A 14,753-nucleotide genomic window follows, 5' to 3' on the forward strand; every position below is an offset into this window, starting at 1 on the left:
GCCATGTCAGGGCCGTCGTGGGCGGTCCGGGGCCGGGCCGCCGGAGCCCCTGTTGGCGACCGGTACGGTCTAGTCGTGACCGATCTGGTACGGGCCCCGGCCCCGGTGCTGATGGGCGTCCTCAACGTCACGCCCGACTCCTTCTCCGACGGCGGCCGGTACGCCGATCTCGACGCCGCCGTCGGACACGGAGTGCGACTGTGCGAGGCCGGCGCGGACCTGGTGGACGTCGGTGGCGAGTCAACCCGTCCGGGCGCGGACCGGGTCGACCCGGAGACGGAGACGGCCCGGGTCCTGCCGGTGATCCGCGAGCTGGCCGCGGCCGGCATTCCGGTCAGCATCGACACCAGCCGGGCCCGGGTGGCCGAGGCGGCCCTCGCCGCCGGCGCCGCCGTGGTCAACGACGTCTCCGGCGGCCTCGCCGACCTCGACATGGCCCGGGTGGTCCGCGACGCCGGCTGCCCCTGGGTGCTCATGCACTGGCGCGGGCACTCCGGCGAGATGCGCGACCTGGCCAGCTACGGCGACGTGGTCGCCGACGTCCGGGCCGAGCTGGGTCAGCGGGTGGACGAGGCGCTGGCCGCCGGGGTGGCCGCCGACCGGATCATCATCGATCCCGGGCTCGGCTTCGCCAAGACCGCCGCGCACAACTGGGAGCTCAGCGCCCGTCTGGCCGAGCTGCTCGAACTCGGCTTCCCGCTGCTCTTCGGGGCGAGCCGCAAGTCCTACCTGGGCCGGCTGCTGGCCGGCCCGGACGGCACGCCCCGGCCGACCGCGGAACGGGAGGCGGCCACCATCGCCACCAGCCTGCTCGCCGTCGCCGCCGGGGCCTGGGGGGTGCGCGTGCACGACGTGCGCGCGACCGCCGACGCCCTCGCGGTCTGGGCCGCCACCGGCCACCCACGCCTGAGCGGCGACCAGGGAAACCGGCCGGCGGCTGCGGCGCGGAAAGAGGGAGCATGAGGATGACCGACCGGATCGAGCTGACCGGGCTGCGGGCGCGCGGCCGGCACGGCGTCTACGACTTCGAGCGGGCCCAGGGGCAGGAGTTCGTGGTCGACGCGGTGCTCGAACTCGACCTCGCCCCGGCCGCCCGCTCCGACGAGGTGACCGACACCGTGCACTACGGGGAGCTGGCCGAGCGGCTGGTCGCGGTGATCACCGGGGAGCCGGTCAACCTGATCGAGACGCTCGCCGACCGGCTGCTCGCGGTCTGCCTGGCCGAACCGCTGGTCGGCGCGGCCACGGTCACCGTGCACAAGCCCGAGGCGCCGATCCCGCACACCTTCGCCGACGTGGCCGTCACGATGCGACGCGCCCGGTGACCCGGGCCGTGCTGTCGATCGGCAGCAACCTCGGGGACCGGCTCGCCCACCTGCGCTCGGCGGTGGCCGCGCTCGGCGACGCGGTGCGGGTGGTCTCCGGCGTGTACGAGACTCCACCGTGGGGGGACGCCGAGCAGCCGGCGTACCTGAACGCGGTGGTGCTGGTGGTGGACCCGGCGGCGACGGCGCGGGACTGGCTGACCCGGGCCCGGGCCGCGGAGGCCGCGGCCGGGCGGACCCGGGACCCGGAACGCCGGTTCGGGCCGCGCACCCTCGACGTCGACGTCGTCGCGGTCTGGGACGACGCGGGTCAGCCGGTGCTCAGTGACGACCCCGAGCTCACCCTGCCGCATCCCCGTGCCCACCTGCGGGCCTTCGTGCTCCGGCCGTGGATCGACATCGAGCCGCACGGGCGGCTGCCCGGGCACGGCTGGCTGACCGACCTGCTCAACGCCGAGCCGCTGGCTTTCGACGCGCTGGAACTGAGTCCCCGACCGGATCTGGCGTTAGAGTCGGACACATGACCCAGTGGAGCCGGCCGGCATGAGCCCGGCCCAGTCCCCGCGCGACCCCGACCGGTTCCGGATGGGCCCGACCCGGATCTCCACGCTGGTGGTGGCCGCCCTCGCCGCCGCCGCGGTGGCCTGGCTGCTGATCAGCAGGCTCTACTACGACGTCGCGCCGGACCTGCCCTGGCTGCCGGTGGTCACGCTGGCCGGCCTGGCCGTGCTGGAGGCCTACGCGGCGGTCAACACCCGCGGCCGGATCGAGCGCCGGCCCGGCCGGGAGCCGGTCAACCCGCTGCTGGTCGCCCGGTTCGTGGTGCTGGCCAAGGCATCCGCGCTGGCCGGGGCGATCTTCGCCGGCTTCTACGCGGGGCTGACCGGCTGGCTCCTCATCGAGCGGACCGAGGCCGCCGTCGGCGACCGGCCGGCCGCGGGGGCCGGGCTGCTCGTCTCGCTCGCCCTGGTCGCCGCCGCGCTCTGGCTGGAGCGAGCCTGCCGGGTACCGGAGCAGGAGGACGACGAGGACCGCGAGCCCGGCGACCGGGAGACTCCTCGCGGCCGCCTCTGATCAGGGGGTTCCCACCACCCGCGCCCGCAGGTACCGTGCCTGGCGACCGGAAGCAACGGCCGCCGCCGGTCCGCCGCGCGTCGGACGGGACGGCCGGCGACGTGGGAGGCGCGGGCCATGGCGTACGACGAGATGGGCCGGGATGCGCCGGCGGAGCCGTCGTCGGGCGTGCCCGCCGCCGTGCTGGAGAACGTCTTCGACGACCCACTGCACGGCGAGCCCGGCCGGGACCGGATCGCCGTGCACGTGGTCTGGGAGGTCCTGCTGCTGGTCGGGCTGGCGGGGCTCGGCTTCCTGCTCTGGCGGGAGGACGCCGACGCGGTGCGCGGCGACGGCCTGAAGTCGTTGCTGGTCGACGCGGTCGCGCTCGGCCTGCTGGCCCTCGCCGCCGGGCTGAGCCTGCGCGCCGCCGCGGTCAACCTGGCGGTCGGTCCGGTCGCCGTGGCCGCCGCCCTGCACGTCGCCGAGCAGGGCGACCGGGGCCTGCGGGAGGCGCTCCTGCCGGCGCTGACGGTGGCCGCCCTGGGCGGTGCGGCCCTGGCCCTCGCGGTGGTGGTGCTGCACGTGCCCGGGTGGGCGGCGAGCCTGGCCGGCGCCGCCGGGGTGATCGTGTACATCGAGCAGCGGTCCACCCCGGTCGCGGTCCAGGGCACGTACGACCCGCGGGACACCGCCGTCAACCTCTTCGCCGGCTTCGCCGCGGTCGCCGTACTGGGCGGCCTGTTCGGCGCGGTCAAGGCGATCCGTCGGCTGGTCGGTCGGTTCCGGCCGGTCGCCGACCCGGCCACGCGGCGGGGCACCGTCGCCGCGTTGGTGACCGGCCTGGCGCTGGTCGGCTCCAGCGTGCTGGCCATGCTCGCCGGGGTGCTGATCGCCGCCAACGGGACCGGCCCGGTGGCGCCCACCAGCGGGCTGGACTGGTCGGTGCTGGCGATCGGCACGGCGATGCTCGCCGGCACCAGCGCGTACGGCCGGCGCGGCGGGATCTTCGGCACCCTGCTCGCGGTCAGTCTGGTGGTGGTCTTCCTCGCCTGGGCGCAGGCCCGCGGCTGGACGATCAGCCGGTGGGCGGTCGGCGGGGCCGCGCTCGGCGGCGGGCTGTTGATCACCCGACTGGTCGAGGCGCTCGGTCGCCCCCGGACGCCCACCGGCGAGGCGGCCGAGCGGATGCCGGCCGGGGACGGCACGATCAGCACGGGCTGGGCGGTGTCCCGGTCCGGCCCGGTCGACACCTGGCCGGGCGTGCTGCCCGTGCAGGCCGCCGAGACCACGGCCGACCCCTGGGAGGCGCACCGCTGGGAGACCGGCCCGCAGCGCTGGGACGCCGACGACCGCTGACCGCGCCGACCCGTCGGCGAGGGCGGCCCGTCCGGCGGGCCTGACCCTGATCTCGCCGGTTAGGCTCGGCGGCATGACCGAATCTCCTGCCACCGGCGGCCGTACCTTCGACCAGCTCGACCAGCTCTCCACCGAGGAGCTGCGCGAGCAGGCGTTCGCCCTGGCCCGGGAGCGGCACGACGTCAACTTCTTCTGGACGGTGCTGCGGCACCTGCCGAACGCGGACGAGGCCGCCGTGCTGGACGGGGCGCCCAACTCGATCGGGCCGATCATCGACGAGGCGTCGGCGCTCTGGCGCGAGCTGACCGGACACGGCTACGAGGAGGCCGCGCCGCTGCTGCGCGCCGCCTTCATCGACTACCTGCTGAAGCACTGACCCGTCCGGCGGCTGCCCGCCGGCTGGCGGCGGTGGCCCGTGCGCGCAGGTTTGCCCGGCGGCGCGGGCCGGGAACTGACCGCCCCATGGCCCTCACCAACCGCCCCCAGACCGGCAGCGGGTACGGCACCGCCGCGGGCACCGGCACCCTGGCCGCGCTGCTCCTGGTCGGCGTCTGCGGCAGTCCCGCGTACGTCAGTTGGGTCCAGGACCACACCGACCCGAACGGCGCCGGCGGCTGGTTCCTGCGCCTGCTGGCCTGGCCGGCCTGGCGGCTGCACTCGGACGATCCGGCGCAGGGCGTGTTCGCCACCGACCTGCGGGCCATCCTGATGGTCATCCTGGCCGCGGTCCTGCTCTACCTGCTGCCCGCCGCGCAGGCGGCCCGGGTGCAGGGTTCGGTCAGCCAGTTCCTCTCCGGCTGGGCCGCGTACGTCCTGGCGGCCGGGTTCACCGGGCTGCTCGCCGCGCTCCTCGGACCGGACGGGTCGCTGCTCGCGGCCTTCCAGGCGGCGAGCACGGGCGCCACGTACGGCCTCTTCGCCGGCTGGATCATCGGGACCGCCAGCCTCGGCGGCCGCGCCTGAGGCGCGGCCGGGTGGTGGCGCGGCCGGGCGGTGGGGGTCAGCCCACCGTAGCTCCCAGGCCGAGCACCCGCTCCCGGCTGAGCAGCCCGACCGGCTGCCCGTCCTCGGTGACCACGGCGTGCTCGGCGGCCGAGGTGAGCAGCGCGCCCAGCGCGTCGTACGCCGACCCGCCCAGCGGCACCGCCGGCAGCTCCGCCCCGCCGTCCGCGGGGAGCGGGTCGAGCACCTCCCGGGTGACCGGGGTGACGGCCAGCCGGCGGATCCCCCGGTCGGCGCCGACGAACTCGCGGACGAACGGCGAGGCGGGCGTGCCGAGGATGGCGGCCGGGGTGTCGTACTGCTCCAGATGGCCGCCCTGGGAGAGCACCGCGATCCGGTCGCCCAGCCGGACCGCCTCGTCCAGATCGTGGGTGACCAGCACGATGGTCTTGCGGACCTCGGCCTGAAGCCGGAGGAACTCCTCCTGGAGCCGGGTCCGGACGATCGGGTCGACGGCGGAGAACGGCTCGTCCATCAGCAGCACCACCGGGTCGGCGGCGAGTGCCCGGGCGACCCCGACGCGCTGCCGCTGCCCGCCGGAGAGCTCGTGCGGGTAGCGGCGGCCGAACTGGGCCGGGTCGAGACCGACCAGCTCCAGCAGCTCGTCGACCCGGCGGCGGGTGCGGTCCCGGGGCCAGCCGAGCAGGCCGGGCACGGTCGCCACGTTCGCGCTGACCGTCTGGTGCGGAAAGAGACCGACGTTCTGGATCACGTACCCGATGCGGCGGCGCAGCCCGACCGGGTCGACCCGGGTGACGTCGTCGTCGCCGAGCAGGATCCGGCCGTCGGTCGGCTCGATCAACCGGTTGATCATCCGCAGCACGGTGGACTTGCCGCAGCCGGACGGGCCGATCAGCACCGCCAGCTCCCCGGCCTTGACCTCGAGGCTCAGCTCCCGCACGGCCTCGGTTCCGTCCGGGTAGCGCTTGCGGATGCCCTCCAGGGTGATCGAGGCCGCGCCGTGTCCGGCGTCGCCGCCGGCCTCCGGGGTAACGTCCACCTGTGTCCCTCCACCTGAGCTACCGGGCCGAGCCGGAGAACCCGTGGTTCTCCTGGCAGTACGTGCGGGACAACTCTGACACGATCCTCGCCGCGCTGCGTGAGCACGCGTCGCTGACCGCCCGGGCGGTGCTGATCGCGACGGTGGTGGCGCTGCCGCTGGCGGTGGCCGCCTACTGGTTCCGGTCGCTGGCCGGGCCGATCCTGGCGCTGACCGGGGTGCTGTACACCATCCCCTCGCTGGCGCTGTTCGCCTTCCTCGCGCCCTACCTGGGCATCGGCGTGATCACCGTGCTCAGCGTGGTGGTGCTGTACGCGCTGCTGGTGATCGTCCGCAACGCGGTGGCCGGGTTGACCCAGGTGCCTCCCGAGGTCCGCGAGGCCGCCGAGGGGATGGGGTACGGCCGCTGGGGCCGGCTGTTCCGGATCGAGCTGCCGCTGGCCCTGCCCGGCATCCTCACCGGCCTGCGGTTGGCCACCGTCTCCACGGTGGCCCTGGTCACCGTCGGCGTGGTCGTCGGTCGCGGCGGCCTCGGCCAGCTGATCTTCGCCGGCTTCCAGAACAACTTCTACAAGGCGCAGATCATGACCGGCACGGTGCTCTGCGTCCTGCTCGCGCTGGTGCTGGACCTGGTCCTGGCCGGGGTCGGGCGGCTGCTCACCCCGTGGCTGCGCGGGCGGGCCGGGTGAGCGCGAGCAGTGCGGCGCAGCGGCGCCGCGCAGTCGCGAACGAGAGGTCGGCCCGATGAACGCCATCGAACAGGCCGTGCGCTGGCTGAACGACCCGCTGAACTGGACCAACCCGGGTGGCATCCTGGACCGGCTCGGCGAGCACCTCAGCATGTCCGCGGCGGCGGTGCTGCTCGGCTGCCTGGTGGCCTGGCCGATCGGGTTGTGGCTCGGGCACAGCGGCCGGGGCGGTGGCGCGGTGCTGCTGATCTCCAACGTCACCCTGGCCATCCCGACCCTGGCCCTGCTGACCATCCTGCCGCTGACCTTCCTCGGCTTCGGGCGGCCCTCGGTGGTGGTCGCGCTGGCCGTCTTCGCGGTGCCGCCGCTGCTGGCCAACGCGTACACCGGCGTGCGGCAGGCCGACCCGGAGGCCCGGGACGCGGCACGCGGGATGGGGCTCTCCGGCGGGCAGCTGCTGCGCCGGGTGGAGCTGCCGCTGGCGGTGCCGTACCTGGCAGCCGGCTTCCGGACCGCCGCCGTGCAGGTGGTGGCCACCGCGGCGCTGGCCTCGTTCGTCAACGGCGGCGGGCTGGGGCAGATCATCCGGGCCGGTTTCGGGCTGGACATCGCGGCCGGCGGCGGCCAGATCATCGCCGGGGGCGTGCTGGTGGCCGGGCTCGCCGTGCTGGTCGAGCTGCTGCTCGCGCTGGTCGAGCGGGTGGTCACCCCGCGCCCGCTGCGTCGGGCCCGCACAGGCGCGGACCGCCGGGCGGCGGCCGCCGTCGCCGGTGGCGACTGATCCGCCGGTACACCCGGACGGCGCCCACCGGGAGGAGCCCATGACGATCCGGTGACGAAGGTCGCCACATGTTGTCGGTACCCCCCGGCAAGATGTTGGGTGGACCTTGCGGGCGTATCAGTGGACCGATCGCCCGTCGGACACGCGGCCGGCCCGGAAGGGCCGCGCCGGGACACGGAAGGCGGGCATTGATGCGCGCACGTACACGCCTGGCCATCGGGGCGGTCGGCGCCCTGACCGCGGCCGGGCTCCTCACCGGCTGTGGCAAGGGCGGTTCGTCCGGCACCGAGGCGCCTGACAAGGGCGCCGCCGGGGCCGGTTGCGCCCCGGTCAAGGGTGACCAGTTGGTCGTCCTCACCGACGACAAGAAGCTCCAGAACACCGACAACGTCATCCCGGCGATCAATGCGAAGGCGGCCAGCCCGCAGCTCGTCGCCGCGCTGGACAAGGTCTCCGAGAAGCTGGACACGCCGAAGCTGGTCGAGCTGAACAAGTCCGTCGACGTCGAGCGCCAGACCCCGCAGGTCGCGGCGAAGGAGTTCGCGGACTCCAACGACCTGACCGAGGGCATCGAGAAGGGTCCGGGCGGCGCGGTCACGGTGGGCGCGGGCAACTTCAGCGAGAGCCAGACCATCGCCGAGCTCTACAAGATCGCGCTCACCGCGGCCGGTTACCAGGTCAAGGTGCAGACGATCGGCAACCGGGAGCTCTACGAGCCGGCCCTGGCCAAGGGCGAGATCCAGGTCGTCCCGGAGTACGCGGCCACCATGGCCGAGTTCCTCAACACCAAGGCCAACGGCAAGGACGCCCAGCCGGTCTCCGCGCCCGACCTGGACAAGACGGTCACCGCGCTGAAGGCGGAGGGCGACAAGGCCGGCATCACCTTCGGCAAGCCGTCCGCCGCGCAGGACCAGAACGCCTTCGCCGTCACCAAGGCCTTCGCCGACAAGTACCAGCTCGCCACCCTTTCCGACCTGGCGAGCAAATGCTCCGGCCAGGCCACCGTGCTGGCCGGCCCGCCGGAGTGCCCGCAGCGGCCGAAGTGCCAGGCCGGCCTGGTGCAGGTCTACAACTTCAAGGCCGGCTCGTTCAGCTCCCTGGACGCCGGTGGTCCGCAGACCAAGAACGCCCTGAAGACCGGCCAGGCCAGCGTGGGCCTGGTCTTCTCCTCGGACGGGGCGCTCGCCGCCAGCTGATCCCACCGGCCGCCGCCAGGCCGCACCTGGGCCCGGCGGCGGCCGGCCGCGGTCGCCGTCAAAGCTGCGGAACTCCGGCCACATCGGTGCTTTCGGCCCGTTCCCTGCCGGCAGAACTCTCGGTACTCTGCACAGCCATGCCCGCCCCGGTTGCCCCCGCCGATAAGCGCACGTCCTCGCTGCTCACCGTCCTGTTCTGGATCGGTGTCGGGCTCGCGCCCATGGCGGCGCTCATACTCCTCGTCGCCGACGGTAACGGCCCGCTGCGCTTCGGTGCCGTGCTGGCCATCCTCGCCGTGGTGCTGATCGGCCTCTCGATCGCGCTGCGCGCGGACGGCGGTGGTCCGGCGGGTTCCGAGCAGCTGCGCGACGAGATCGAGCAGCTGCGCCGGGAGTTGCGCGGCGAGATCGTGGCCGCCGCCCAGCGCGGCAACCAGGCGCTCGACCAGGCCCAGCGCGTCCACGAGCAGGTCGCCGCGTTGCGCCGGCGGCTGGACACGGCGGCCGCCGGCATCGCCGCTGCTGCGGGCATCACCGCGCAGGAGGTCGACGAGCCGGCCGGCCGCGCCCGGGTGCCGGCCCCCGAACCGTACGACGCCGCGCCGGCCGCGAGCCGGTACGCCGCCCCGGACGAGGCCCCGACGGGTTGGGGACAGTCCGCAAGCGGCGACCGCCGCGACGAGGAGCAGGCGACCCGCCGTCCCCAGCCCGCCGGCCACTACGCCGCCGGCCACGGCGCGGACCGTCCGGGCGGCTTCGCCGAGCGGCCCGCCGCCGGCGTGTACGGCGCGCCGCGCGCGGCCGAGCCGGACGCCCGCCCGGAACCGGCCCCGCGCCAGGTCGGGGTGGTCCACCACACCGAGACGGTGCACGTCACCCGGCACACGATCGTCGACGGCGCCGAGCCGGTGGCCGGCAACCGCTACGGCGGCGGCTACGCCGGCCGGTGGTCGCCGGCTCCCGAGGAGCGGGCCTGGGGCGGCGCGGAGCCGGAGGACCGCTCGTGGGCCGGTCACCGTGAGCCGGAGGACGACCGTGGCTGGTCGGGCGACGACCGGGCCCGGCCGGCCCAGTCCGGCGCCCGCGAGGCGTACGCCTGGGCCGGGCAGGGGACGCCCCGGGACGACCGGTCCTGGTCGGACGCCCCGACCGACGATCCCCGCTGGTCCGCCGCGCCGCGGGACGACCGCGCGGGCGCAGCACGCGACGACCGGGGCTGGTCCGCTGGCCAGGGCGCACCGCGCGACGAGCGGGAGTGGCCGGGCGGCGGCCACGGCGGACCGCGCGACGACCGGTCCTGGGCCGGGCAGGGCGGGCCCCGTGACGACCGCTCCTGGGCCGGCCAGGCCGACCCGTACGCACCGGAGGCACCCGCCTGGACGCCGTCGGAGCAGCCCGGTCGGGCCGCCGCCCCGGCCTCGGACGACCCGGACGGCGACTACTGGTCGGAGCTGCGCGCCGGGGACCGCTGGGCCTCGGTGCGCGACGACGAGCACGGCCGCGAGGTGCGGGTCGGCGAGCGGCGGGCCGCGGTGCACGCCGACGGCGCCGGCACCGAGTACCGGGTGGAGGACCGCTGGGCCTCGGTACGCCGGGGCGAGCCCCGCCGCGACCAGGAGCGGGACGCCGAGCCCGGCCGGGGTGGCGGCGGCTGGGCCGAGGAGAGCCGCCCGGCGCTCCCGGCCGGTGGGGTGCCCGTACCCGACGAGTGGCGTCCCCCGACGCAGCGCACCGCGCCGCCGGCGGGCGAGTGGCGGGCGGCCGAGCCCGAGCCGGCCCGGTACGGCCGGCCGCGGGGCGAGGACCACCGGTACGGCTACCCGCCGCAGGACGACGTGCCCCGCGCCGGCGCGGCCCGCTCGGCCGACCGCTGGCGCTGACCGCCGAGGGCGGCTACTTGTCGATGTCGCCGACCACGAAGAACATCGAGCCGAGGATGGCGATCAGGTCCGGCACCAGGCAGCCGGGGAGCAGCGTCGCGAGCGCCTGCACGTTGGCGTACGAGGCGGTGCGCAACTTGAGCCGCCACGGCGTCTTCTCGCCCCGGGACACCAGGTAGTAGCCGTTGATGCCGAGCGGGTTCTCGGTCCACGCGTAGGTGTGCCCCTCGGGCGCCTTGACCACCTTCGGTAGCCGGGTGTTCACCGGCCCGGTGAGCTGGTCCACCCGGTCCAGGCACTGCTCGGCGAGGTCGAGCGAGACGTACACCTGGTCGAGCAGCACCTCGAACCGGGCGTGGCAGTCGCCGGCGGTCTTGGTGACCACCGGCACGTCGAGCTGGTCGTACGCCAGGTAGGGCTCGTCCCGGCGCAGGTCGAGGTCGAGCCCGGAGGCCCGGGCGACCGGCCCGGACGCGCCGAACGCGGCAGCGTCGGCGGCCGAGAGCACGCCCACCCCGACGGTGCGGGCCAGGAAGATCTCGTTGCGCCGGATGAGGTGGTCCAGGTCGGGCAGCCGGCGGCGTACCTCACCGATCGCGGCGCGGGCCCGGCCGGTCCAGCCGGCCGGCACCTCCTCCTTGAGGCCGCCGACCCGGTTGAACATGTAGTGGATCCGGCCGCCGGAGACCTCCTCCATCACCGCCTGGATGGTCTCCCGTTCCCGGAACGCGTAGAAGACCGGGGTGATCGCGCCGATCTCCAGCGGGTACGAGCCGAGGAACATCAGATGGTTGAGCACCCGGTTCAGCTCGGCGAGGGCCATCCGCAGCCAGGTGGCCCGCTCCGGCACCTCCATGCCCATCAGCCGTTCGACGGCGAGCACCACGCCCAGCTCGTTCGAGAACGCCGACAGCCAGTCGTGCCGGTTGGCCAGCACGATGATCTGCCGGTAGTCCCGGACCTCGAAGAGCTTCTCGGCGCCCCGGTGCATGTAGCCGACGATCGGCTCGGCGGAGACCACCCGCTCGCCGTCGAGCACCAGCTTCAGCCGGAGCACGCCGTGCGTGGACGGGTGCTGCGGGCCGATGTTGAGCACCATGTCGGTGCCGAGCTGCTCGCCGCCCGCGCCGGTGCCGACGGTCAGTTCGCGGAGGTCGCCGGCGTCCGTGGTCATGCCCGTCATCGTGCCATGAGCGGCGGTTGTCGGTATCCGCCCTGCAGCTCGTGCGGGCCAGGGCGGGTGCTCTCGTTCCGGATGGCTCTTGCCCGAGTCATCGCGCCATGAGTGCGTCCGGTCCGACGCTGACCGGTTGGCGCAGCCACCAGTGCCCGCCGAGCCCGGCCGGGTCGGTCAGCTCGGCCACCGTCGAGGCGGCGGCGAGCGCGCGGACGTACCCGGCGGGATCCTCTGCGGCCAGCCTCAGCGGTGGTCGCCCGCCGTCGGCCCCGAACGCCCGCAGCCCCTCCCGCTGCGAGATCAAGGAGTACGCACACCGGGCGACCCGCTCACCGGCGAAGGCGATCGAGTCCACGGCCACGTGGGCGGTGATGTCACACGATCCGTCCGGCACCGGCGCAACCTGCCGCCCGGCCCGGTACCCGGTGAGGGTCCCGTCCACCGGCCGCTCCTCCCGGAGGTGCCCGTAGTCCACGGCCAACGCCAGCCCCCGGTCGACGTGCTTGACGGCATCGGCCCAGGCTTCGTCCCGGGTCCGGCCGATCTCGGCCCGCGCGCTGATTGCGGCGAGGGGTTCCGGACCGCCCGACCCGGTCGAGCCGGCCTCGCCCGTTGCGGTCGGCCACCACCTGGCCAGCCAGTCCCCGTCGGCAAGGCTCACCCGGTCGCCGACCGACTCCTCGCCGGTGGCCGGGTCCACCAGCAGGTAACGCCAGCCGTCCCTGGTCCGGACGGCGACGTCCAGCGGGACGTTGTCGAGCCACTCGGTGGCGATCAGCAGCCCGGTGATCCCGCTCGGGATCTGATCCGACCACTCGATCTCTTCTGGCAGGTCCTCCGGCGGGACTGCCCGCTCGACGGCAGTGAGTCGAAGCCGGGCGGTGAGGGGCGGTCGGGCAGCGGCCAGGGCCGACAACGCCCGGAGGAGTTCACCCCGACCAGCGCCCACGTCCACGACGTCCAGTCGAGCAGGGTGCCCGAGGGCCGCGTCGACGCGGGTGAGGAGGCGGAACAGGGTGGCGGCGAACACCGGGGAGGCGTGCACGCTGGTGCGGAAGTGGGCGGCCGGGCCCGCCCCGGAGACGAAGAAGCCACCCGGCCCGTAGAGCGCCCGGTCCATCGCCACCCGCCAGGGCAGCCGGTCGGTGGAGGTCACCCGCCGACCGTACGGGCTGGGTAGATCTCGACGCACCCGTCCGGCGGTTCCGCGTCGACGTCGGGGCCGGGCCGGCCGGACCGGGCCGCGATTGCTGCCACCGCCGCCCGGAAGCCCGCAAGATCCTCGCCCAGTTCCACGAACTCGCCCGACTCGTGGCTGACGTCCCCGAGCGACCGTTGAAACCCCTCTGCCACCCCCGGTGAAGGATTTCACACATGCTTGTTCTGGTTCCGTAACCCCGGCGCATACTTGCGGTCGACCGGTACCCACTCGTAGGACTGGATCGATTGCCATGAGCGCACCGCTGCGTCCGCGTCCGGCCGCCCCGCACGGGCCCGCCGTACCGTCGGGTGGCGCCTCTGCCGGCGCCCCGTTGGTCTTTCCCCGCACCCTCACCGTCGGCGTGATCGGCGCCGGTCGCGTCGGTGCGGTGCTGGGCGCGGCGCTCGCCGCCGCCGGGCACCGGGTGGTCGCCGCCTCCGGCATCTCCGGCGCCGTGAAGGCCCGGATGGCGCTGCTGCTCCCGGAGACGCCGAACCGTTCCGCGACCTCGGTCGCCCACGCCGCCACCGACCTGCTGATCGTGGCCGTGCCGGACGACGCGCTGGCCGGCGTGGTCGCCGGGCTGGCCGAGACCCGGGCGCTGCGCCCCGGCCAGGTGGTCGCGCACACCTCCGGCGCGCATGGGCTGGCCGTTCTCGCTCCGGCCGCCGCGGTCGGCGCCCGGCCGCTCGCGCTGCACCCGGCGATGACCTTCACCGGTACGCCGGACGACCTGTCCCGCCTGCCCGGCATCTCGTACGGGGTGACCGCCCCGGCGGAGCTGCGTGCGTTCGCCGCCCGGCTGGTTGCCGACCTGGGCGGGGTGCCGGAGTGGATCGGCGAGACGGATCGGGCGCTCTACCACGCGGCCCTGGCGCACGGCGCCAACCACCTGGTCACCCTGGTCAACGAGGCGGCCGACCGGCTGCGCGACGCCGGGGTGGACCGGCCGGAGAAGGTCCTCGCCCCGCTGCTGCGCGCGGCCCTGGAGAACGCCCTGCGGCTCGGCGACGACGCGCTGACCGGCCCGGTGTCCCGGGGCGACGCGGGCACCGTACGCCGGCACCTGGACCGGCTGGCGGCGACCGCGCCGGAATCTGTGCCCCCGTATCTGGCGTTGGCCCGACGGACCGCGGACCGGGCCATCGCGGCCGGTCGGTTGCGCCCGGTGGACGCGGAGTCGCTGCTGGACGTGCTGAGTGGGATCCATCGGGAGGTGGCCGCATGACCGAGCTGGTGCACTCGCGCGGGGAGCTGGCGGCGGCGCGGGACGGGCTCAAGGGCACCGTCGGCGTGGTGATGACCATGGGCGCGCTGCACTCCGGGCACGAGACGCTGCTCCGGGCCGCCCGGGAGCGGGCCGACCAGGTGATCGTCACGATCTTCGTGAACCCGCTGCAGTTCGGCCCGAACGAGGATTTCGACCGGTACCCGCGCACCCTCGACGCGGACCTGGAGATCTGCCGGCGGGCCGGCGTGGACGTGGTCTTCGCCCCCTCGGTGGCCGACATGTACCCGGACGGCGAGCCGACGGTGCGGCTCAACCCGGGCCCGCTGGGCGAGGACCTGGAGGGCCTGAGCCGGCCGGGCTTCTTCCACGGGGTGCTCACCGTGGTCATGAAGCTGCTCCAGCTCACCGGCCCCGACCTGGCCTTCTTCGGCGAGAAGGACTACCAGCAGCTGACCCTGGTCCGGCGGATGGTGCGGGACCTGGACGTGCCGGTCGAGGTGGTCGGCGTGCCGACGGTTCGGGAGCCGGACGGGCTGGCGCTGTCCAGCCGGAACCGTTACCTCTCCCCGGCGGAGCGGCGGACCGCGCTGGGCCTGTCGGCCGCGCTGCGGGCCGGGGTGGCCGCCGCCGAGGAGGGCGGGGACGCCGGCGCGGTGCTGGCCGCCGCCCATCGGGCCTTCGACCCGTCGGGTGCCCGGCTGGACTACCTGGTGCTGACCGATGCCGATCTGGAGCCGGGGCCGGTGTCCGGCCCGGCACGGCTGCTGATCGCCGCCTGGGTCGGCGGCACCCGCCTGATCGACAACATGGCGGTCCCGCTCGCCCCCCGTTCCTGACCACCCACCACCACACCCCGCGG

Annotated in this window: 17 protein-coding genes; 13 read left to right on the top strand and 4 right to left on the bottom strand. The window is 75.0% G+C overall.

The annotated features are described in order from the left end of the window. Positions 1 to 75: 75 nt before the first annotated feature. The 7 genes from folP to I8N68_RS13295 all read left to right on the top strand — a co-directional run bounded on the left by folP (position 76) and on the right by I8N68_RS13295 (position 4,700). Positions 76 to 963: a dihydropteroate synthase gene (gene folP, locus I8N68_RS13265; protein ID WP_200210232.1), complete on the top strand. Its 888-nt coding sequence runs from the start codon at positions 76 to 78 to the stop codon at positions 961 to 963. A gap of 2 nt (positions 964 to 965) precedes the next feature. Beyond that, entirely contained in the window at positions 966 to 1,325 is a 360-nt protein-coding gene (gene folB, locus I8N68_RS13270) for a dihydroneopterin aldolase (RefSeq protein ID WP_200210233.1), read from the top strand. Next, complete coding sequence (gene folK, locus I8N68_RS13275) at positions 1,322 to 1,849, top strand: 2-amino-4-hydroxy-6-hydroxymethyldihydropteridine diphosphokinase (protein WP_200210234.1); 528 nt, start codon at positions 1,322 to 1,324, stop codon at positions 1,847 to 1,849. The genes folB and folK overlap by 4 nt, the downstream gene beginning before the upstream one ends. 61 nt (positions 1,850 to 1,910) lie before the next feature. Next, entirely contained in the window at positions 1,911 to 2,399 is a 489-nt protein-coding gene (locus I8N68_RS13280) for a DUF3180 domain-containing protein (RefSeq protein ID WP_200210329.1), read from the top strand. A gap of 117 nt (positions 2,400 to 2,516) precedes the next feature. Further along, the gene (locus tag I8N68_RS13285; protein WP_200210235.1) at positions 2,517 to 3,737 is read left to right on the top strand and encodes an ABC transporter permease; all 1,221 of its coding nucleotides are present in this window, start codon (positions 2,517 to 2,519) and stop codon (positions 3,735 to 3,737) included. A gap of 73 nt (positions 3,738 to 3,810) precedes the next feature. Further along, positions 3,811 to 4,113, top strand: coding sequence for a hypothetical protein (locus tag I8N68_RS13290; protein ID WP_200210236.1), 303 nt, complete (start codon positions 3,811 to 3,813; stop codon positions 4,111 to 4,113). 86 nt (positions 4,114 to 4,199) lie between these two features. After that, positions 4,200 to 4,700, top strand: coding sequence for a hypothetical protein (locus I8N68_RS13295; protein WP_200210237.1), 501 nt, complete (start codon positions 4,200 to 4,202; stop codon positions 4,698 to 4,700). A 37-nt stretch (positions 4,701 to 4,737) separates the two neighbouring features. Here the strand turns inward: I8N68_RS13295 and I8N68_RS13300 are convergent, their stop codons facing one another. Then, complete coding sequence (locus I8N68_RS13300; RefSeq protein ID WP_200210238.1) at positions 4,738 to 5,739, bottom strand: ABC transporter ATP-binding protein; 1,002 nt, start codon at positions 5,737 to 5,739, stop codon at positions 4,738 to 4,740. A gap of 2 nt (positions 5,740 to 5,741) precedes the next feature. On the opposite strand from I8N68_RS13300, the gene I8N68_RS13305 reads away from it, so the two are divergent. The 4 genes from I8N68_RS13305 to I8N68_RS13320 all read left to right on the top strand — a co-directional run bounded on the left by I8N68_RS13305 (position 5,742) and on the right by I8N68_RS13320 (position 10,285). Continuing rightward, entirely contained in the window at positions 5,742 to 6,428 is a 687-nt protein-coding gene (locus I8N68_RS13305; RefSeq protein ID WP_200210239.1) for an ABC transporter permease, read from the top strand. Positions 6,429 to 6,483: 55 nt separating this feature from the next. Beyond that, complete coding sequence (locus I8N68_RS13310; protein ID WP_200210240.1) at positions 6,484 to 7,209, top strand: ABC transporter permease; 726 nt, start codon at positions 6,484 to 6,486, stop codon at positions 7,207 to 7,209. Between the two features lie 191 nt (positions 7,210 to 7,400). After that, the gene (locus tag I8N68_RS13315; protein WP_200210241.1) at positions 7,401 to 8,405 is read left to right on the top strand and encodes a glycine betaine ABC transporter substrate-binding protein; all 1,005 of its coding nucleotides are present in this window, start codon (positions 7,401 to 7,403) and stop codon (positions 8,403 to 8,405) included. 137 nt (positions 8,406 to 8,542) lie between these two features. Further along, the gene (locus tag I8N68_RS13320) at positions 8,543 to 10,285 is read left to right on the top strand and encodes a hypothetical protein (protein WP_200210242.1); all 1,743 of its coding nucleotides are present in this window, start codon (positions 8,543 to 8,545) and stop codon (positions 10,283 to 10,285) included. Between the two features lie 13 nt (positions 10,286 to 10,298). On the opposite strand, the gene I8N68_RS13325 is transcribed toward I8N68_RS13320, so the two are convergent. From I8N68_RS13325 to I8N68_RS13335, 3 genes are all read right to left on the bottom strand, one after another. Then, a complete protein-coding gene (locus I8N68_RS13325; RefSeq protein WP_200210243.1) occupies positions 10,299 to 11,468 on the bottom strand; it encodes an NADH-quinone oxidoreductase subunit D in 1,170 nt (389 codons plus the stop codon). 88 nt (positions 11,469 to 11,556) lie between these two features. Next, the gene (locus I8N68_RS13330; protein WP_200210330.1) at positions 11,557 to 12,582 is read right to left on the bottom strand and encodes an SAM-dependent methyltransferase; all 1,026 of its coding nucleotides are present in this window, start codon (positions 12,580 to 12,582) and stop codon (positions 11,557 to 11,559) included. A 32-nt stretch (positions 12,583 to 12,614) separates the two neighbouring features. Then, a complete protein-coding gene (locus I8N68_RS13335) occupies positions 12,615 to 12,815 on the bottom strand; it encodes a hypothetical protein (RefSeq protein WP_200210244.1) in 201 nt (66 codons plus the stop codon). Between the two features lie 98 nt (positions 12,816 to 12,913). On the opposite strand from I8N68_RS13335, the gene I8N68_RS13340 reads away from it, so the two are divergent. Next, on the top strand, positions 12,914 to 13,891 hold the full coding sequence (locus tag I8N68_RS13340; protein WP_200210245.1) for a Rossmann-like and DUF2520 domain-containing protein: 978 nt from the start codon (positions 12,914 to 12,916) through the stop codon (positions 13,889 to 13,891). After that, complete coding sequence (panC, locus tag I8N68_RS13345) at positions 13,888 to 14,730, top strand: pantoate--beta-alanine ligase (RefSeq protein WP_200210246.1); 843 nt, start codon at positions 13,888 to 13,890, stop codon at positions 14,728 to 14,730. Before I8N68_RS13340 ends, panC begins: the two co-directional genes overlap by 4 nt. Positions 14,731 to 14,753: the final 23 nt, after the last annotated feature.

Source organism: Micromonospora coerulea (assembly GCF_016598485.1).
Taxonomy (GTDB): domain Bacteria; phylum Actinomycetota; class Actinomycetes; order Mycobacteriales; family Micromonosporaceae; genus Micromonospora; species Micromonospora coerulea.